Source organism: Nocardiopsis terrae (assembly GCF_014651695.1).
Lineage (GTDB): Bacteria > Actinomycetota > Actinomycetes > Streptosporangiales > Streptosporangiaceae > Nocardiopsis > Nocardiopsis terrae.
Genome location: NZ_BMXJ01000002.1, coordinates 661420 through 680801 on the forward strand (window position 1 = coordinate 661420; position 19382 = coordinate 680801).

Below are 19382 nucleotides of genomic sequence, written 5' to 3' on the forward strand. Positions count from 1 at the left end.
GGTGCCATGCGCGATGAGGTGGATGGGCTGATCGAGGCGTGGCGCTCCGAACGGCCGGACGTGGACGTAACGCCCCTTGAGGTGTTCAGCCGGGTGTCCCGGCTCGCCCGCCACCTGGACCGTGCCCGGCGCACCGTCTTCACCGAGCACGAACTGGAACCCTGGGAGTTCGACGTGCTCGCCGAGCTGCGGCGGTCCGGGCCGCCCTACGAGCTGAGCCCCGGACGCCTGCTGCGGGCCACCCTGGTGACCTCGGGGACCATGACCAACCGGGTGGACCGGCTGGCCGCCGCAGAGCTCGTCCGCCGCCGCCCCGACCCCGCCGACAAGCGCGGGGTCCTGGTCCGGCTGACCAACAGGGGGGCCGAGCGGATCGACGCCGCCCTGGCCTCGCTCCTCAGCTACGAGGAGACCCTCCTGGCGCCCATGCCGGCCGCCGAGCGCGAACAGCTGGCATCGTTACTGAGACGCCTCCTGGCCCCCCTCGACAGGGCACCCTCGGGTCAGCAAGGGTAGTTACTCGGCGGTATCCGTCTGCTCACCGGGAACCCGCCTCTGGGCGCGCGACATTTCCAGTATGGGCCTTGGTTGGAGAGCACTTTGAGAATCCGATGGATGGCCGCGGTCGCCGCGGCCGTTGTGGTGGCGGGCTGCTCCGCAGGGGGCGAGGAGGAGCCGGCCACGGCGCAGAGCTTCTACCTGTCCCTGGGCGACTCCCTGACGGTGGGCGTGCAGCCCGATCCCGAGGGACAGCCCGAGGAGACCTCCGAGGGGTACACGGACGTCCTGTACCGCTCGCTGAAGGACGCCGACTCCACGCTCCAACACGAACGCATGGGCTGCGGCGGCGAGGACACCACGACCTTCGTCGGTGGCGGTATCGCCGGCTGCGACAGCCGCTACGAGGCGGGGTCCCAGCTCGACGGGGCCGAGGCGTTCCTGAAGGAGCACGGCGACCAGGTCGAACTGGTCACCCTCACCATCGGCGGCAACAACTTCACCAACTGCGTGGAGGGTGTGGACGCGGACCGCGACACCGGGGCCGAACTCGACATCGACGACGTCGGTGTGGACGAGGAGTGCGTCGCGAACGGCCTGGAGCGGTTGGAGACCGAGGTCCCGGTGATCGCCGAACGACTGACCGAGGCCGCGGGCCCGGACACCCAGATCATCGGAATGACCTACTACAACCCGTTCCTGGCGCTGGCGCTGCTGGAGGAGCCGGAGTCCGGGGAGGACGCCGAGGACTCCGGGGACGCGGAGGCGAGCGGGGACGGGGAGGCGAGCGGGGAATCCGGGGAGGAGCCGGAGCCCGCCGAGGAGGCGGACGAGGACCTGGCCGCCCGGACCGTCGAGATCCTGGGCCAGGTGAACGAGTCGCTGACCGACTCCTACCAGGCGGCCGGGATCGACGTGGCCGACGTGGACACCGTCTTCGACGGCACCGACACCGGGGTCCCCGCAGACAGTGAGACGGGCATGCCCGCCAACCTCCAGCAGATCTGCGACCTGACGTGGATGTGCGACCTCACCCGGGGTCCGGACATCCACACCAACCTGGCAGGAGCCCAGGCGATCGCCGGGGTCTTCGAGGAACAGGTCCGCTAGCCCTGCTCGGGCCTCGGTCGGGCCCCGGTTGGACGCCGGTCGGTGTCCGTCCGGGGCCCGGATCATCGGGACGGCGCCGGGGTGGGGCCCTCAGAGGGCGATCAGCCCGGCCCCGACGTTCACGACGGCGTGCACCGCCGCGCCGGGGAGGAACGTCCCGGTCCGGTGCCGCAGCCACCCGAGCAGCCACCCCGCGGCGAACTGCACCGGCAGCACCGGCCACAGCCGGGTGTCCACCAGGAGCAGGGCCGTGTGCGGGATGAGGAACAGCGCCGACTGCGAAAGGTTGCCCCAGAGGAAACCGAGCCGCCTGATCAGCGCACCGGCCAGCAGGCCCCGGAAGAGGGCCTCCTCACCGAAGGCGCGCAGCACCACCGCGACCACGGCACCGACCGAGGTGATCAGGGCGATCGAGACCCCGGGGGCTGTGAGCACCCCGGCGGGAACGAGCACGATCGAGAGCCAACTCGTCAGCAGCAGCGGCGGGAGCAGCAGCAGCGCCCACCCGTACGCGGACGCCGAACCCCGGGAGGCGCCCACGCGTGTCAGTGCCTCCCCGAACGTTCGCTCCTTCCGGCGCGACCACACGAGGACGTACAGAAGCACGGGCGCGCAGAACAGGACGAACTCCACCATGCCCGCAGGCTATCGAGAGCGCCGCGGCCGTAGCCCGGCAAGGCCAGGGAACTGATTCCGGGCTGGCTCGGCCAGGCTTTTTCCTGTTCCCCACCGGGTGTCGGGGACCCCGTTTCCTGCCGCGTGATGGTGGCCGTCTTTCGCTTCGCGCGTCAAGGTCGTACGTCCTCGCTTCGCTCCGGGCGCTCCACCTTGACCCGCTTCGCCACGACGGCGGATCGGCGGCTGTCAGGAAACGGGGGGCGTGTGGTCGGGGTGGGAGCGACGGCCCCCGAAAGGGGCCCAACCACAACCAGCGCCCCAGTACGGCAGCAATCGGGTTGGGGGCAGGGCGCCTGGGGTTTTCCTAGCATGTAATTGCGGCATTCGCTGGGTTATCCACAGGGTGATTATGGGCCATTTCAAGGACGGGCGGTGACAATAATAAGACTTCCGGGATATAGGCGCTCAGTGGAGAGTTTCCTACTATTGAATTATGACCTTTTCTTTCGCAGCGCCCACGTCGACCACCGGGTCCACCCCGGTGGACGCGGCGGTGCGCGCTGCCCGGGAACAGGTCACCGCCTTCTTCGCCAAGGAGCTCGCACCCGGGTGCGCGGGTGAGGTCCTGGACCAGGCGACCCGGGTCTGGGAGGAACTGGACCTGCTCAAACACCAGATGGTCGCGGCCCTGGCCCGTATCGAGGCCAGCGGACAGCTCCTGGACCAGGGCGGCCACCGGGACTTGGCCAAGTGGTTGCGCCACTCCTTCGCGATCTCCGCCGCCCAGGCCGGCGAACTGGCCTCCGTGGGGCGTGCGGATGCCCGCAATTCGATGCCGGACACCATCAAGGCACTGGAATCCGGAACACTTTCCTTCGGAGAGTCCGCCGCCATCGTCAAGAGCGTGGAACGAGCGGTGGAGAAAAGGGATGCCCGGGACAACGAAGATCCGGATCTGTTTCGGGCGAAGATGGAATCCGGACTGCTGTCCTTCAAGGAAATGCGTCCGAACACCTCGGTCTCCGGGATCGGCCAGGCCGCCCACCAGCTCAGCACCCGGTTGAACCCGAACCGGGCCGAACTCGACCACGAGGCCGCCCACGCCGAACGAGGCGCGAAGCTGACCAGGACCTTCGGCGGGAGCTTCCTGTTCCAGGCCTGGGGGTCGGCCGCCGACGCACTGCGGTTGGAGGCGGCGCTGGAGGGCTACGCCAACCCCTACGACGCCGAGGACGGCCTTTCCCGGTCCCAGAGCACCTATGACGCGTTCTGCAACGCGGTGGGGTTCGCCCAGTCCCACCAGAAGTGCGAGAAGCCCACCACGGCTGCGGCGGTCATCAACATCCTCGTCCCCGCCACCACCCTGGCCGGTCTGGACGGGGACGACCCGGCCACCACCCGGGACGGGCAGGTAGTGCCGACCAGTGCCGTGCGCGAACTCCTCACCGATTCCCTGGTCCGCCACCTGATGGTGGAACAGAACAGCGGCGCGGTGCTGGATGTGGGCCATGAGTACCGGGTCGCCACCCCCCGGATTCGGGCGGCCGCCTTCCTCGGGCACACCACCTGCGCTTGGCAGCACGGGTGCGACGTGCCTCTGAAGTGGACGCAGGCCGACCACATCGTGGAGTGGTGGCAGGGCGGGACGACCAGCGCCGACAACATCCAGCCCCTGTGCTCGACCCACAACCGGCTCAAACACCGGTGGGGACTGCGCCGGGACAAGAAGAGGTGGGCCGGGCGGACCCGGGGACGGCCGGGGCGCCCGCCAGGACCACCAGTCCAGGCATCCCCACTGCGTGAATGACCCCGAAGGACCAGGTCCCTACCCCCGCATGCCCGTTCCGCAGGAACCCGGCGCCCTGGGCCCACCTCCACCGCCCCTGCCGCCATTCCTATTGCTGTCGTGCTGGTGGTGGTTGGGCCCCTTTCGGGGGCCGTCGCTCCCACCCCGACCACACGCCCCCCGTTTCCTGACAGCCGCCGATCCGCCGTCGTGGCGAAGCGGGTCAGGGTGGAGCGCCCGGAGCGAAGCGAGGACGTACGACCTTGACGCGCGAAGCGAAAGACGGCCACCATCACGCGGCAGGAAACGGGGAAACCCCCAAACCCTGACCGACCCGGCCCCGGGCGGCGCGAGCCCGCTGTTCGTGCTCCCGGTAGTAGGTACGCACCAGGTCGGTCTGTACGGCGACGGACACAGCGCCGGCACCCACAGCCGAGGGACGGCCGGGACGAACACGGAAAGTCGGCAGCAGCGCCGGAGGCGGGGACAGGTGCCCGGTCGGGTGCGGGGGCGCCGGGGTGTTCGTGCCCGGGACCGGGGTGCGGCTGTCGACCGGACGTCGGGGCCGGGGGATGAACGGGCCGACCTGGTTCGGAGCCGGTTCCGAAGCACGGGTGTCGGTGCTGCTGGGCGGGACTTTGCCGTACTCGGGCAGGGTGTAGCGGCGGACCCGGCGGGAGCGGCGCCGGTACTCGGCGGCCAGGGTGCGCAGGTAGCCGGAGGGGTCGGCGTGCAGCCCGCCACAGGGGCGGAGCAGGCGCACCAGGGTGCACAAAGCGGCGGTAACGTACGTCATGGCAAGTGCTTCCTTCACTTGTCCGGGCCCGGGGTGTTACAGCACCGCCGGGCCGCTTCGGTTGTCAGGGCCTGCGGGGCAGGGGCGGGACGAACCCGGCGAACTCCTCGACCACCTCGTGCACCAGGCGGCGAACCTGGGCCCGGGGGATGTAGCGCCAGGTACGGCCGTCCCGGGACTGGTAGGCCCAGTGGCTGCGGTCCTTCAGCCCCAGGGCGACATTGCCCAGATAGGCGGGGCCGACCAGCGCGCGTTCGAGATCAGCGCCCCGGGTCCAGGGGAAGCGCCGCCATTCCACGGTGAAGGTCAGCCCCCGCATCTCACGGAAGGCCTGCAGGACCTCCGCCCGAGGGCCGGTGTTCTGGCTCTGAGTGGTCCGGGTGGTCTGCGTCTGCCGCTGTCCGAAAACGTCCATGGGTTCAGCGTCCTGGCAACAACCGAGATTGCATAGCGTCCGTTGAGATCCCTCTATTTTCCGGTCGCCTGAGGGATTTTCTGGCTACTCTGTGGGATATGGCAGCTGCAGACTTTGCAATAACTCTCACTCGCTACCGTGAACTTGCTGGCTTGACGCAGTACCAACTTGCAGACTTGGCTCAGACATCTTCGTCCTCGGTCTGCCGTTGGGAGGCGGGGAAGGTACTCCCAAAGCGGAAGAATGCAGAGCTTTTGGACAAAGCAGTCACAGCCAAGGGCAAGTTGTTCGCGGCGTGGCGCACTGCTGCAGGCGGCTCTGCATTCCCGGACTGGGGAGTGGACGTCGCCGAACTTGAAGGGGCGTCCCTTGCGGTCGAGTGGGTGTCTCCGCTGTCGGTCGTGCCAGGATTGCTGCAATCACCGAAATATGCGCGCTTGGTGTTTGAAGAGGGACAGCCCTTCTTCCCCGAGAAGGAACTGGACAGACTGGCCAAGCTTCGTTGCGAGCGGCTGGAGCAACTCCCCGACCTCCGCGTGACAGCGGTGTTCCCGGTGAGCGCCTTAACCAGCGCCCCTCAGGACGAGCGCGCAGAGCAATCGGCTCACCTGCTGCGATTGATGGACACAGGGCGCGTACGTGTACTGCTGATCCCCGAAGGAACGCTCCTGGTCAGTCTTCCGTCGCCCTTGATGGTCTTCCGACTGCGAGACGGCTCCACAGTAGCGACCAGCGAACATGCGACCGGGAATATTGTGTACCGAGAGGGTGGGGGGCTCCCCCGACTACTCGAACTCGTCAAGCGGTTCATGCAATCAGCTCTCCCCCACAGGGAATCACGAAATGTATTGGAAAAGCTACCGTGAGTGATTGGCGCAAAAGTAGTTACAGCGCTTCGACTGGTCAGTGCGTCGAGGTGGCGGCCGTTCCGGGGAACCAGGTCGCGGCAGAGAACAAGGACACGGGAGACGCGGCCTTCGTCCTTCGTGACTCCAAGAACCCCGACGCCGCCCCGCTGGTCTTCACCCGTGCCGAGTGGGACGCCTTCGTCGCCGGAGCCAAGGACGGCGAGTTCGACGCCGAACGCCTGCTCTCCCTCCTGGCCCGCTAGCCCCCTGCCCCTCCCCCGACCCTTCCGGCCCCTCCCCGCCGGGTTCCGAGGGACGACGGCCCCAACCCGACCGGGCTCTTCACGCAGCAAGGCCCCGGGGTCCTGGCCCCCGGGGCCTGCACTTCGCCCGGACGCTCCGGCTCTGAGAACTCAGGCAGCGGACTCGGGGAGGTGCTTCTCGATGAGCTCGACGATCTCGGGAGCGTCGGGAACCGTGGCCGGACGGAAACGGTGGACGGTGTTGTCCGGCAGCACCAGGAACTTCTCGAAGTTCCACTTCACCTTCCCCGCCTTGCCCTCCGCGTCCGGAACCTGGGTGAGCTCGGCGTAGAGCGGGTGCTGGCCCTTCCCGTTGAGCTTCGCCTTGCTCATCATCGGGAAGGTGACCCCCCAGGTCATCGAGCAGTACTCGGCGATCTTGTCCTCACCGCCGAACTCCTGGAGGAACTGGTTGCTGGGGAAGCCCAGCACGGTGAACCCGCGGTCGGCGTAGCGCTTCTGGAGGTCCTCCAGCGCGCCGTACTGCGGGGTGAGGCCGCAACGGGAGGCGACGTTCACCACCAGCCGCACCTTCCCGGACCACTCACCGAAGGTGGTCTCGCGGCCGTCGATCAGGGTCACCGGGATCTGGTCCAGGTCGGCCATGGGGTCTCCTCTACGTTCGGAACAGTGCTACGGAAACAGTGCTACGCGCCCTGTGAGCAGACTACGGGCGGCCGTCCGGGCACAGGGGCCCGGGCGACCGCCCGTGGCAGGCACTCCCCGAAGGGAACCCCGTTCAGTCGCCGATCAGCTCGGCCTGCTCCAGCCAGACCATCTCCAGCTCGTCCTTCTCGGCGGTGAGGGTCTTGGCCTCGGCGTCGAGCTCGGCCAGCTTGGTGTAGTCCTCGGCCGCGGCGGCCATCTGCTCGTGCAGCTGGGCCTCGCGCTTGGCGATCTTGTCCATCCGGCGCTCGACGCGCTGCATCTCCTTCTGCGCGGCGCGGCGCTCCGCCTGGGAGACCGCGGGCTGCTCGGTCGGCGTCTGGGCAGCGGCCGTCTCCGAGGCCCCCAGCGGCACGGTGACCTCGTCCGCGGTGGCGGCGCGGCGGTCCAGGTACTCCTCGACCCCGCCGGGCAGGAACGCCAGCGAACCGTCGCCCATGAGCGCGAGCACCCGGTCGGTGATCCGCTCCAGGAAGTACCGGTCGTGGCTGACCAGCACCAGGGAGCCGGGCCAGCCGTCGAGCAGGTCCTCCAGCTCGGTGAGGGTCTCGATGTCGAGGTCGTTGGTGGGCTCGTCCAGCAGCAGCACGTTCGGCTCGTCCATGAGCAGGCGCAGCAGCTGCAGACGGCGCCGCTCACCGCCGGACAGGTCGCCGATCGGCGTCCACTGCCGGTCGCCCCGGAAACCGAACTTCTCCAGCATCTGGCTGGCGGTGTAGTCCCGCTTGCCGATGGTGATGTGCTCCCGCACGTCCATCACGGCCTGGAGCGGACGCATGGCGGGGTCCAGCTCGGCGATGTTCTGCGACAGGTGCGCCAGCTTGACGGTCCGGCCGGTGCGCACGGTGCCCGAGTCGGGTTCGCGCTCCTCGGCGAGGATCTTCAGCAGGGTGGACTTGCCCGCGCCGTTCACCCCGACCAGCCCGACCCGGTCACCCGGGCCCAGCTGCCAGGTGAGCTCGTCCAGCAGGGTGCGCTCGGGGATGGCGACCGAGACCTTCTTCAGGTCGATGACGGTCTTGCCCAGCCGCGAGCTGGCGAAGCGGACGAGCTCCACGGAGTCACGGGGCGGCGGCTCGTTCGCGATGAGCTGGTTGGCCGCCTCGATCCGGAACTTGGGCTTGGAGGTGCGCGCGGGCGCCCCACGGCGCAGCCAGGCCAGCTCCTTGCGCATGAGGTTCTGCCGGCGGTCCTCCTCGGCCGCGGCCTGGCGGTCGCGCTCGGCCTTGGCCAGCACGTAGGCGGCGTACCCGCCCTCGTAGCGTTCGACGGCGCCGCGGCCGACCTCCCAGGTCCGGTTGGTCACCGCGTCCAGGAACCAGCGGTCGTGTGTGACGACCACGAGCGCCTCGGGACGGCCGCGCAGGTGCTGGGCGAGCCAGGCGATGCCCTCGATGTCGAGGTGGTTGGTGGGCTCGTCCAGGACGATGAGGTCGTGGTCGCCGACCAGCAGGCGCGCCAGCCCCGAACGGCGGCGCTCGCCACCGGACAGGCCGGACATGGGCAGGTCCAGGTCCCAGCCCCCGAGGAGGCCCTTCAGGATGTCGCGGATGCGCGGGTCGCCGGCCCACTCGTGTTCGGCCCGGTCACCCAGCACGAACTCGCCGACGGTGCTGTCCGGGAAGTCGTCACGCTGGTGCAGGAAACCGACCCGCAGCCCGCGGTTGTGCACGACCCGGCCGGAGTCGGGCTTGGTGAATCCGGACAGCACGGAGATCATCGTGGACTTACCACCACCGTTGCGGCCCACGACACCGATGCGTTCGCCCTCGTCCACGCCAAGGGAGACCTTGTCGAGGAGTACGAGCGGCCCGTAGGCCAGGGACACGTCCTGAAGGTTGACCAGATTTGTCATCGCTCTCCATTGTGGCGTCAGCGCCCCAGTGCGCGGAACACACGGCCGCGCGCACAGCCCGCACAGCCGGGCACCGGGCAGGCGGACGCGGGGCGGGCGGACGCAGGGGAACGCCCGGGTCCGCACCACGCACGGTCCCGGGCGGGTTCTGGGCGTCAGGCCTCCGGAAAGGGCCTACACCAGGAAGAAGTCCCTGGCGGCCTTGGCGATTCCCTCGGTGTCCAGACCGTGCGCCCTGGCGTGCTCGGCCGGGGTGCCGTAGGCGCGCAGTTCGGTGTCCCTGGGCACGCCCAGGGACAGCTGGCGGTGGCGCCGGTCGGCCAGGGCCTCGGAGACCTCGTGGGCGGAGGTCCCCCGCAGGTAGGGCTCGACCAGGAGCACGTCGGCGTTGCCCGCGGCGGCGGCCAGGGTGCTGAGCCCCTCCCGGTCGAAGGGGCGCACCGTGGAGGTGTAGGCGACGGTGACGTCGAGGTCCGCGGTGGCCTCCAGCACCCGGTCCAGCATCGGGCCGACCGCGACCACCACCCCGGCGGAGCGGGGCGAGCCCGTGCGCAGGACGTGCAGGCGGGGGCCGACCGGCAGGGCCGCCCGGTTCGAGGTGCCGGACAGCCGCAGGTAGGCGCGGTGGTCTCCCGGGATATCCAGTTCCAGGGCCTCGGAGGCCTCGTCGGGGTGGCCGGGGACGCGGACCGTCCAGCCGGGCAGGGTGTCCAGCAGGGCGATGTCGCCGGGCGACTGGTGCGTGCGTCCCGCCTCGGCGGCGTCGTAGGAGCCCCCGATGCTCACCAGCACCGCCCCCGCGTCCTGGTGCCCGAGGTCGAGCTTGATCTGTTCGAAGGGGCGCTCGACGAGGAAGGGCGCGTAGCTGTGCACGACGGGCCGCATCCCGGTGAGCGCCAGCCCTCCGGCGACCCCGATCATGGCCTGTTCCCGGATGCCCAGGTCGATGACGCGGTCCGGGTACCTCGCGGCCGAGCGCCGGAACATACCGGAGGAGATGACGGCGAGGACGAGTGCGGTGCGGGGGTCCTGTTCCAGGGCCCGGTTGACGGTGGCGGCGAAGGTCTCACGCATGGCCGGTGCTCCTCAGCTTCCGTTGCGGACGCGGGCGACGACGGCCAGCGGCCGTCCGTCGCGGGTACGGGTGAAGGCCTCGTCGAGTGCGTCGTGGTCGCGCCCGTTCACCTCACGGACCGCCCACCCCTCGACCTCGAAACGGCGCCCGACCCCTCCGGGCCAACCGTGCTGCGCGGAGGCGTTGTCGATGACCACGACGGTCAGGTTGTCCGCGCCCAGACGGCCCGCGGCGGCGATGGCCTCGTGGTTGCTGCCCTCGTCGAGTTCCCCGTCGCCGACGAGGACCACCACGCGGGGTTCGGTTCGGTCGGCCCTGCGGACGCCCCGGGCGCGCAGTCCCAGGGCGGTGCCCAGGCCCAGGGGCAGCCCGTGGCCCAGGGAGCCGCTGCCGATCTCCGCCCCGGGGACCAGGACGCGGTCGGGGTGGTGGCCGAGCGGGGAGTCGAAGGCGGTCCAGCCGCGCAGGGTGGGCACGTCGAGGAAGCCCTTGGCGGCGAGTACGGCGTAGAAGGCGGCCGGGCCGTGCCCCTTGGAGAGCAGGAAGCGGTCCCGGGCCGGGTCCTCGGCGGTGTCGGGGGTGACCTCGAGGACCCGGTCGTAGAGCACCCAGAGCACGTCGAGGGTGGAGACGGAAGCCCCGTTGTGCTTCTCGTCACCCTCCATGAGCCCGATGAGCGCCGGAAGGTCGGCGTACCTGGAGAAGGTGGCTGTGGTCGTCATGCCGCCAGTGTTCTTCCTCAACAAAGGTTGAGGTCAATTGGCGGAGACCCTTCCATGCCGGAGAAATCGAAGGTGATTTAACTCACAACACAACAATCACAGGACGGTGCTGCCGGGGACGTCCCCGTCCGCAGGGACCACCTGCTCGCACAGCCCCGTCGACCGCAGGGCGGCCACCACCCCGGCCTCGCGCTCGGCGACCTCGTCGGGGTCCTCGTCCCCGCCGCCGAGCAGGAACGCGCAGGTGGGCCCGGAACCGGACACCAGGGCCCCGAGGGCTCCGGCCGAGCGCCCCGCCTCCAGGGTCCGCTCGAGCTCGGGCAGCAGGGACAGCGCGGCGGGCTGGAGGTCGTTGCTCAGGGCGCGGCCCAGGGCCCGGGCCCCGCCGCCGGCCAGGGCCTTCTCCAGGGCGGCGTCCAGGCGCGGCTCGGGGGCGTCCGGACGCAGGCGGTCGTACTCACCGAAGACGTCGGCCGTGGACAGACCGCGGGTGGAGAGCGCGAAGACCCAGCGGAACCGCCCCGGGCTCGCCAGGGGCTCCAGGAGCTCACCGCGCCCGGTACCCACCGCCGTGTCCCCGACCAGACCGAAGGCCACGTCACTGCCCAGCCGGGCGGCGAGTTCGAGGAGGCGTTCCCGGGGCAGGCCACAGCCCCACAGGCGGTCACAGGCCACCAGGGCGGCCGCGGCGTCCGCACTGCCTCCGGCCATGCCCCCGGCCACCGGGATGCGCTTGTCGATGTGGATGTCGACGGGAGAACCGGCCCCCGTCTCCTCTGCCAGCAGCGTCGCGGCACGGGCAGCGAGGTTGCTCCCGTCCAGCGGCACTCTGGCCAGGTGCGACTCCGACTGGCCGGCGGCGGTCAACTCGGTGAGGGCACGCGACTGACGCGGCGGCGCCGCCTTGACGGTAACCTCGTCGAACAGCGAGACGGCGTGGAACACGTTGACGAGGGCGTGGAATCCGTCCTCGCGTCTGGGCCCCACCGCCAACTGGAGGTTCACCTTCGCGGGTACCCGCACGGTTACGGTGGTATTAACGGTCACGAGTCCCCAATCGTAAAGGAACCCCCACCTTGCGTGAACACACACCCCCGCACGGGGTCCGCCGTGTTCACCGCATCCCACCGGCGCGGACACCGGCGCCGAGGAGGGCGGGACCCGGCGGTCCGGGATTCGTCACCACTGTCATGTCAGTTACCGCCCGACCCCCGAACGGCCCGATCCGGCCCGTGAGTGGGAATCAGGGCACAAACACCGCTACCTTGGGGCAAGGCGGAGTTTGGACACCGTCGGGGAGGGTCGCTTGCCGTCGGATGGGCTCCCGAAGAACCTGGAACCGCTGGCCGCCGGAGATCCGGCCACCATCGGTCCCTACGTGCTGTCCGGGAAGCTGGGTAGTGGCGGCATGGGAACCGTCTACCTGGGCAGCACGCCGGAGAAGAACAACCAGGTAGCCATCAAGGTCATCCGCCCTGAGCTCGCCTTCGACGAGCAGACCAGGGCGCGCTTTCGCGACGAGATGGAGAACGCCCGCAAGGTCGCCTCCTTCTGCACCGCCAAGGTGCTCGACCACGGGACGTTCGAGAACCGTCCCTACATGGTCACCGAGTACATCGCGGGCACGGCCCTGGCCGAGCACATAGCGGAGAACGGTCCCCTGGACTCCTCCACGCTGCACGGGTTCGCCCTGGGCGTGGCCGCCGCGCTCGCGGCCATCCACCGCACCGGGCTGGTCCACCGCGACCTCAAGCCCGCCAACGTACTGCTCTCGCTGTCCGGCCCCCGGGTGATCGACTTCGGTATCGCGCGCGCGATGAACACCGCGACCAACCACACCCAGACCGGCATCGTCATGGGCAGCCCCGGCTGGATGGCGCCCGAACAACTGCTGGAGGAGCAGGTCACCACCTCGGCGGACATCTTCGCCTGGGGCTGTCTGGTGGCCTTCGCCGGCAACGGCACGCACCCCTTCGGCAACGGCGACGCGATGACGCTCGGCAAACGGGTCCTGTTCGCCGAACCGCAGATCGGCAACCTCGACAGCCCGCTGGACCGCCTGGTGACCCGGGCCCTGGCCAAGGAACCGGGCCGTCGGCCCACCGCCCAGGACCTCCTCCTGGAACTCGCGGGCGGCGAGGACACCACCAACCCCAACGACATGGTCTCCCACGCCCTGCACCAGTCGTGGCGGCCCAACCTGCCCCCGATGCCGCCCGGGCCGCCGCCCGGCATGCCCCACCCGGCGCACCAGACCATGACCGGGATGCGTCATCCGGTCCCCGGCCCCTACCAGGCCCCGCCGCAGATGCCGCCCCCCGCCCACCAGACCGGCAACTTCGCCCGTTCCCAGCAGGGGCCGCCCCCGGGCCACCCCGCGGCGGGACACCCGCCCGGTCCGCCGCCGGGCGGCCACGGCCAGCAGCGCCGTCCGCCACCCGGCCCGCCACCCGCACAGCACCCCGCGGCCACCGGCCCCATCCCGATGGTGCCGCCCCCCGCGGAGCAGCAGCGGGGACCCCAGCCGTACGTGCCGCCGGTCCCGCCGCCGCCGCACCGGCCCGCCGCCCCCGGCAGGCGGAACGGACTCTACTGGGGTCTGTTCCTGGGCGCCGTCGGCCTCGTCCTGGCCCTCGTCCTGCTGATCACCTTCGTCGTCAGGAACGTGGACTTCGGCAGCGGTGGCACCCAGCAGGAGGAGACCGGCGACTCCGTCCCCGGGCCGACCGTGCCCGACGACGGCCTCGGTGACGCGGAGCCCACCGAGCAGGACGGCACCGGGGTCTCCGAGGACGGCGCGGTCCGGTATCGCGTCAACGACTTCCGCTGCGTCGACAACCTGCCGGGCCGATCGAACATCGACAACGGCCTGTACTGCATGGCCGACCTGGTCCTGGAGAACCTCGGCGACACCGCCGTCGTGTTCAGCTCGCGGGAACAGCAACTGGTGACCGACACCAACCGGTGGGTCACCGCGGACACCCCGACCGCGAGCGAGGAGAAGGCCGAACTGTGGTCGGCCGTCCCCTCCGGCGAGGAGGCCCAGGGCGAACTGGTGTTCAGTGTCCGGATCGACGAGGAGCCCGAGATGCTGGCCCTCACCCACGCCCCGGACACCGAGCCCACCCGGATCGACGTCTTCCCGACCAGGGACTGACCACCGGAGCAGCGGCTCCCGGAACGGCGGCGGGGCCCGGCACACACGGTGTGCCGGGCCCCGCCCATGTCCTGGGGAGCTCTACTCCCACTCGATGGTGCCCGGGGGCTTGCTGGTCACGTCCAGCGTCACCCGGTTGATCTCACGCACCTCGTTGGTGATCCGGTTGGAGATACGGGCGAGCACGTCGTAGGGCACCCGCGACCAGTCCGCGGTCATCGCGTCCTCGCTGCTGACCGGACGCAGCACCACGGGGTGGCCGTAGGTGCGGCCGTCACCCTGCACGCCCACCGAACGCACGTCGGCGAGCAGCACGACCGGGCACTGCCAGATGTCGCGGTCCAGCCCGGCGCGGGTGAGCTCCTCACGGGCGATCGCGTCGGCCTCACGCAGGATCTCCAGGCGCTCCCGGTTCACCTCCCCGATGATCCGGATGCCCAGGCCGGGACCGGGGAAGGGCTGGCGCCACACCATCTCGGGCGGCAGGCCCAGCTCCTCGCCGACCTTGCGCACCTCGTCCTTGAACAGCTCGCGCAACGGCTCCACCAGCGTGAACTGGAGGTCGTCGGGCAGCCCGCCCACGTTGTGGTGCGACTTGATGTTCGCGGTGCCGGTGCCCCCGCCGGACTCGACGACGTCCGGGTACAGGGTGCCCTGGACCAGGAACTCGACCTCGGCGCCGCCGTCGCCGCCCTCGGAGACGACCTCACGGGCCGCCTGCTCGAAGACGCGGATGAACTCACGGCCGATGATCTTGCGCTTCTCCTCGGGGTCGCTCACCCCGGCCAGCGCGGACAGGAAGCGCTCCTCGGCGTCGACCACCTTCAGCTTGGCGCCGGTGATCGCGACGAAGTCCTTCTCGACCTGCTCGGCCTCGCCCTTGCGGAGCAGGCCGTGGTCGACGAACACACAGGTGAGCTGGTCGCCCACGGCGCGCTGCACCAGGGCCCCGGCCACGGCGGAGTCCACACCGCCGCTGAGACCGCAGATGACGCGCTTGTCGCCGATCTGCCCGCGGATGCGCTCCAGCTGCTCCTCGACGATGTTCACCATCGTCCAGGTGGGACGGCACCCGGCGCCCTCGTAGAGGAATCGGCGCATCAGGTCCTGGCCGTGCTCGGTGTGCATCACCTCGGGGTGGAACTGCACGCCGAACAGGCGGCGGTCGGTGTCCTCGAAGGCGGCGACCGGGGCGCCGTCGGTGCTGGCGGTGCTCCTGAAGCCCTCGGGAGCCCGGACCACGGAGTCCCCGTGCGACATCCACACGCTCAGCCCCTCGGGCAGGCCCTCGAACAGCACGGAGTCGACCTCGGCGGACAGTTCGGTGCGGCCGAACTCGCTCAGGTCGGTCCTGTTCACGACCCCGCCCAGGGCGCGCGTCATGGCCTGGAAGCCGTAGCAGATACCGAAGGTCGGAACCCCGGTCTCGAAGAGCTCGGGCCCCACGCTCGGGGCGCCCTCGGCGTACACCGAGGAGGGGCCGCCGGAGAGGATGATGGCCTTGGGTTTCTTGGCGAGCATCTCCTCGACGGGCATGGTCGAGGGCACGATCTCGCTGTGCACGTGGCATTCCCGGACCCGCCGTGCGATCAGCTGCGCGTACTGCGCACCGAAGTCGACGACGAGGACGGTGTCGAACGTGCTGTCAGCACCAACGGACACGACGGAGGACCTTCCGCAGAAAAATGGGATGTCCGTCCAGTCTAGGGCGTTGCCCGGGGCCGGGGCGCACCGGCGGACGTGCCGCCCGGCACCCGGATCCGGCCGGGCGGCGGGGCCGCGTCAGCCCGCGAATCCGCCGGGGTTGGCGGACTGCCAGCGCCAGCCGTCCCGGCAGGCGTCGTCGATGGTGAGTACGGCCTTCCAGCCCAGGTCTCGGGCGGCGGCGGAGGGGTCGGCGTAGCAGACGGCGATGTCGCCGGGGCGGCGGCCGACCACCTCGTACGGGATGGGTGACCCGGTGGCGCGCTCGAAGGCGCGCAGGCCCTCCATGACCGAGGTGCCCTGTCCGGTGCCGAGGTTGTACACCCGGTGTCCGGGGGCGTCGGCCAGGTGGTCGACGGCGGCCAGGTGGCCGTTGGCGAGGTCCACGACGTGCAGGTAGTCGCGCACGCCGGTGCCGTCGGGGGTGTCGTAGTCGTCGCCGAACACGCTCAGCCGCTCGCGGCGCCCGGAGGCCACCTGCGCGATGTAGGGGAAGAGGTTGTTCGGGACGCCCTGGGGGTCCTCCCCGATCAGACCGCTGGCGTGGGCGCCGATCGGGTTGAAGTAGCGCAGCGAGATGATGTTCCACCGCGGGTCGGAGGTGGCCAGGTCGTCCAGGATCTGCTCGGAGAACAGCTTGCTGCTGCCGTAGGGGTTGGTGGTCGAGAGCCGGGTGTCCTCGGTGATGGGCATCCGGTCGGGGTCGCCGTAGACGGTGGCCGAGGAGCTGAGGACGAGGTCGCGCACCCCGGCGGCGTCCATGGTCTCGCACAGGGTCAGGAGCGCGTTGAGGTTGTTGCGGTAGTAGCGCAGGGGCTGCTGGACGGACTCGCCCACCGCCTTGAGCCCGGCCAGGTGGATGACCGCGTCGATGTCGTGCCGGTCGAACACCGCGCGCATCGCCTCGGGGTCGGTGCAGTCCGCCCGGTGGAAGGTGAGCGTGCGACCGGTGATCCGCTCCACCCGGCGCAGGGCCTCCTCGTGGCTGTTGACCAGGGAGTCGACCACCACGACCTCGTGCCCGGCCTGGAGCAGTTCGACGGCGGTGTGGGTGCCGATGTACCCGGCGCCGCCGGTGAGCAGTACGTTCATCGATCTTCCCTGGGAGAGGGCTGTGCGGGCCCCTCCAGGATAGGGGCAGCCGCCGAGCCGTCCGGGGGCTCCGGGAGGGTGTCCCGGACGCGTGAGGGGGCGGACGCCCTCGCGGTGCCCGCCCCGTCACGGTTGGTCGGGATTCGGTTCCCGGCCCTGCGGCTCAGCCCCGCCCGGGCGAGGTGCTGCGCCGGGTGTCGATCCGCAGCACCTGCGGGTCGTGGTCGCTGACCTGGTCGTGGAACTCGGAGTTGATCCGGGCGACCTCGTAGTCGACCCGCCCGGCCAGGGCGCCGTTGACCAGGATGTGGTCGAGAGCCTGGGAGTTGCCGTCGTAGACGTAGTTGTACCGCTCCTGCGGCTCCGACAGCTCCACCATCGGGTTGGTGAGCGCACCGTCCCCGGTGAGGATGTCCAGGGTGGTGGAGAACTGGAAGTCGTTCAGGTCCCCCATCACCACCAGGTTGGCCTCGGGGTCCACCGCGAGGAGTTCGTCGGCGAACTCGCGGACCAGGGCGGCCTGCGCGTGGCGCTGGGTCTCGCTGACCCGCTCCGGCGGCTGGTTGACCCCGTGCAGGGCCTGGTCGCCGCCCTTGGAGTTGAAGTGGTTGGTGACCACGTACACGTCGCGGTTGAGCGCGCGGAAGTGGCCGACCAGCGGCTTGCGGCTGGACTCCCAGGCCTCGTCCTGCGGGGCGATCCGGCCCGGGGAGACGGACAGCTCGGCGCCGCGCCCGCCCTCCAGGACCTCGACGGAGGTGGTGGCGTCGCCGCCCGCCGCGTCGACGTAGCGGACCCGGTCCGGGTTGAAGAGGAAGGCGTTGCGGATGTTGCCGCCCGGCTGGCCGCCGTCCTGCTTGTCCTCGGGGCTGATCTGGCGCCACTCGTAGACGGGCCCGCCCGCGGCCGCGATGGCCCCGGTGAGGCGGTCCAGGGTCACGTCGGCGTCCACGGTGCCGTCGTCACTCGCGCTGCTGTTGTCCTGGATCTCCTCCAGCCCGACGATGTCGGGTGAGCCCAGGTAGTCCACGAAGCCCTCGGCCAGGGCGTCGAAGTCGGCCTGGTCGTCCGCGCCGCCGAGGTTCTCGACGTTGTACGTGGCGACGCTGATCTCGTGCCGCTCGGTCTCCCGGACCGGGGTGCGCTCCAGACCGCCGGGCACGTGCTCGCCCAGGGTGGTGGCGCGGACCAGGTAGCCGCCGAACCGGCTGTAGTAGACCGGGCCCTCGGTGACCCCGGCGAGGGTGTCGCCGACGTTCGCGTTCGGGAACGGGCGCACGTCCCGGTCCAGGAGGGACTCGATCTTCACCCGGCCGCTGTTGGGCTCCTCGTAGGAGCCGTAGCGGACGCCCCCGTTGGCCGTGGGGTTCTCGTCGGGCCGGGTGGTCACCCACAGGGCGTCGTAGCCGTCGGTGGCGCCGATGACCGGGGCGTCCTCCACCCGGACGCGCATGTGTTCGTGGGCCTCCCAGAAGTCCAGTGCGTACTCGTCGGGTCGCAGCTCCAGATCCGTGATGTCGCCGCCGTGGTCCGGGGCGTAGGTCCCGGGGACGGCGTCGGCGTCGAGCAGGACCGACTCGGGCAGGTCGTTGCCCCGGGAGACGGTGGTCCACCGGGCCCGGTCGAGCTGGGTGATGCTCTGGGCTCCGCTCTGGGGGCGGTACTCGCTGACCCGTCCGGCGACCAGGACCTCGTCGCCGACCGCGACGTCGGGGGTGGTGGAGCCGGTGAAGACGAACAGCGCCTCGCTGGTGCGGGGGTCGCCGTCGCCCTCGGGGTCCTGGAACCAGAAGCCCTGGGCACTGCCGAAGGCGTTGACCGCGGTGACCACGCCGGACAGGCCGGAGACCTCCTCGCCCACGTGGGGCGAGGTCCGGCCGGTCCCCTGGATGTCGTGGACGGCCAGGTCACCGGGTTCGACCGGGTCCCCGGGGTCGCCGCCGCCGGGGTCCCCGACCGTCTCGCCCGCGCTGTTGACGGGGTTCGGTTCCGCCACGGTGAAGTCGGCGGAGTTGTTCCCGGTGTCGGTGAAGGCGGTGTCCCGGGAGGCCGAGGTGGTGTTGCTGGTTCCCGCAGCGGGCGAGGTGGCGTGTACCACGGCGCCGCCGTAGCCCACCACGTCGATGATGCTTCCGTCCTCGGCGCAGGTCGCTGCGGTGCGGCACTCGACGGGGTCGGTGCCCTCCACCAGGAGGACGGCCCCGGCGGTGGCCGACATGTTGGTGTTTCCGGTGTCGTCGGGTTCGGGCAGTTCGGTGGTGCCGCCCCTGCCCGCCGACTGCCGGATCAGGTGGTGCCCGTCCGCGGGGATGCTGCCGTCGAGCGGGGTGACCTGGACCCGGGTGGCGTCGCCGGGCCGTGCCGGGAGGTACTGCACGCTCCACCCGGACAGGTCGACGGCCGTGTCGGTGGGGTTGCCCAGCTCGACGAAGTCGTGCCGCAGTTCGGCTCCGCTGTTGCCACCGCCGCCGTACACCTCGCTGATGACCGGACCGTCGGCCGCGGCCAGGGCTGGCACCGGGGCGAGCAGGCCCGCGGCCAGGGCTGCCGCCGCGACCGCCGCCGAGGCACGGGTTGTGGGTCTGGAGGGAGTTGGGGACACGCCTGCTCCGATTTCTCCGGGGGTCTGGTGCGGCCACATCATGGCGCTCGCGGATGTCCGCCCGAAAGAGACGACGTGAAAAGAAGGCGGCCCGGTGCCCGATTGTTGTGATCACACGACAACCGAGAGCTCTGAC

At 70.5% G+C, this 19382-nt stretch carries 17 protein-coding genes; 6 read left to right on the plus strand and 11 right to left on the minus strand.

Annotated elements, in window-relative coordinates:
• Window positions 1-6: 6 nt before the first annotated feature.
• Window positions 7-516 (plus strand): MarR family winged helix-turn-helix transcriptional regulator, encoded by a 510-nt coding sequence (locus tag IE195_RS06995; protein WP_191268618.1) that lies wholly within the window; start codon window positions 7-9, stop codon window positions 514-516.
• A 99-nt stretch (window positions 517-615) separates the two neighbouring features.
• A complete protein-coding gene (locus IE195_RS07000) occupies window positions 616-1608 on the plus strand; it encodes a GDSL-type esterase/lipase family protein (RefSeq protein WP_191268620.1) in 993 nt (330 codons plus the stop codon).
• 90 nt (window positions 1609-1698) lie between these two features.
• On the opposite strand, the gene IE195_RS07005 is transcribed toward IE195_RS07000, so the two are convergent.
• Window positions 1699-2244, minus strand: coding sequence for a CPBP family intramembrane glutamic endopeptidase (locus IE195_RS07005; protein WP_191268622.1), 546 nt, complete (start codon window positions 2242-2244; stop codon window positions 1699-1701).
• A 475-nt stretch (window positions 2245-2719) separates the two neighbouring features.
• Between IE195_RS07005 and IE195_RS07010 the strand changes: the two genes are divergently transcribed.
• The gene (locus tag IE195_RS07010; RefSeq protein WP_191268624.1) at window positions 2720-4033 is read left to right on the plus strand and encodes an HNH endonuclease signature motif containing protein; all 1314 of its coding nucleotides are present in this window, start codon (window positions 2720-2722) and stop codon (window positions 4031-4033) included.
• 271 nt (window positions 4034-4304) lie between these two features.
• Here the strand turns inward: IE195_RS07010 and IE195_RS07015 are convergent, their stop codons facing one another.
• Entirely contained in the window at window positions 4305-4808 is a 504-nt protein-coding gene (locus tag IE195_RS07015; protein WP_191269116.1) for a hypothetical protein, read from the minus strand.
• Window positions 4809-4872: 64 nt separating this feature from the next.
• Window positions 4873-5223, minus strand: a complete 351-nt coding sequence (locus IE195_RS07020; protein ID WP_308428412.1) for a hypothetical protein — start codon at window positions 5221-5223, stop codon at window positions 4873-4875.
• A 98-nt stretch (window positions 5224-5321) separates the two neighbouring features.
• On the opposite strand from IE195_RS07020, the gene IE195_RS07025 reads away from it, so the two are divergent.
• Window positions 5322-6089 (plus strand): helix-turn-helix domain-containing protein, encoded by a 768-nt coding sequence (locus IE195_RS07025; protein ID WP_191268626.1) that lies wholly within the window; start codon window positions 5322-5324, stop codon window positions 6087-6089.
• Window positions 6086-6334: a DUF397 domain-containing protein gene (locus tag IE195_RS07030; RefSeq protein WP_229826105.1), complete on the plus strand. Its 249-nt coding sequence runs from the start codon at window positions 6086-6088 to the stop codon at window positions 6332-6334. Before IE195_RS07025 ends, IE195_RS07030 begins: the two co-directional genes overlap by 4 nt.
• A 150-nt stretch (window positions 6335-6484) precedes the next feature.
• Here IE195_RS07030 and IE195_RS07035 read toward each other — a convergent pair whose 3' ends face one another.
• The 5 genes from IE195_RS07035 to IE195_RS07055 form a co-directional block, all read right to left on the minus strand.
• The gene (locus IE195_RS07035) at window positions 6485-6979 is read right to left on the minus strand and encodes a glutathione peroxidase (RefSeq protein ID WP_191268628.1); all 495 of its coding nucleotides are present in this window, start codon (window positions 6977-6979) and stop codon (window positions 6485-6487) included.
• A 133-nt stretch (window positions 6980-7112) separates the two neighbouring features.
• A complete protein-coding gene (locus IE195_RS07040; RefSeq protein WP_191268630.1) occupies window positions 7113-8894 on the minus strand; it encodes an ABC-F family ATP-binding cassette domain-containing protein in 1782 nt (593 codons plus the stop codon).
• A gap of 174 nt (window positions 8895-9068) precedes the next feature.
• Entirely contained in the window at window positions 9069-9968 is a 900-nt protein-coding gene (locus IE195_RS07045) for a transketolase family protein (RefSeq protein WP_191268632.1), read from the minus strand.
• 12 nt (window positions 9969-9980) lie between these two features.
• Window positions 9981-10691: a thiamine pyrophosphate-binding protein gene (locus IE195_RS07050; RefSeq protein WP_191268634.1), complete on the minus strand. Its 711-nt coding sequence runs from the start codon at window positions 10689-10691 to the stop codon at window positions 9981-9983.
• Window positions 10692-10787: 96 nt separating this feature from the next.
• Window positions 10788-11738 (minus strand): 4-(cytidine 5'-diphospho)-2-C-methyl-D-erythritol kinase, encoded by a 951-nt coding sequence (locus IE195_RS07055; RefSeq protein WP_191268637.1) that lies wholly within the window; start codon window positions 11736-11738, stop codon window positions 10788-10790.
• Between the two features lie 259 nt (window positions 11739-11997).
• Between IE195_RS07055 and IE195_RS07060 the strand changes: the two genes are divergently transcribed.
• Complete coding sequence (locus tag IE195_RS07060; RefSeq protein WP_191268639.1) at window positions 11998-13848, plus strand: serine/threonine-protein kinase; 1851 nt, start codon at window positions 11998-12000, stop codon at window positions 13846-13848.
• Window positions 13849-13929: 81 nt separating this feature from the next.
• Here IE195_RS07060 and guaA read toward each other — a convergent pair whose 3' ends face one another.
• The 3 genes from guaA to IE195_RS07075 form a co-directional block, all read right to left on the minus strand.
• Window positions 13930-15510: a glutamine-hydrolyzing GMP synthase gene (gene guaA, locus IE195_RS07065; RefSeq protein WP_191268641.1), complete on the minus strand. Its 1581-nt coding sequence runs from the start codon at window positions 15508-15510 to the stop codon at window positions 13930-13932.
• Window positions 15511-15630: 120 nt separating this feature from the next.
• Entirely contained in the window at window positions 15631-16644 is a 1014-nt protein-coding gene (gene galE, locus IE195_RS07070) for a UDP-glucose 4-epimerase GalE (protein WP_191268644.1), read from the minus strand.
• A gap of 163 nt (window positions 16645-16807) precedes the next feature.
• Window positions 16808-19246 (minus strand): DUF8508 domain-containing protein, encoded by a 2439-nt coding sequence (locus IE195_RS07075; protein ID WP_229826107.1) that lies wholly within the window; start codon window positions 19244-19246, stop codon window positions 16808-16810.
• Window positions 19247-19382 lie beyond the last annotated feature (136 nt).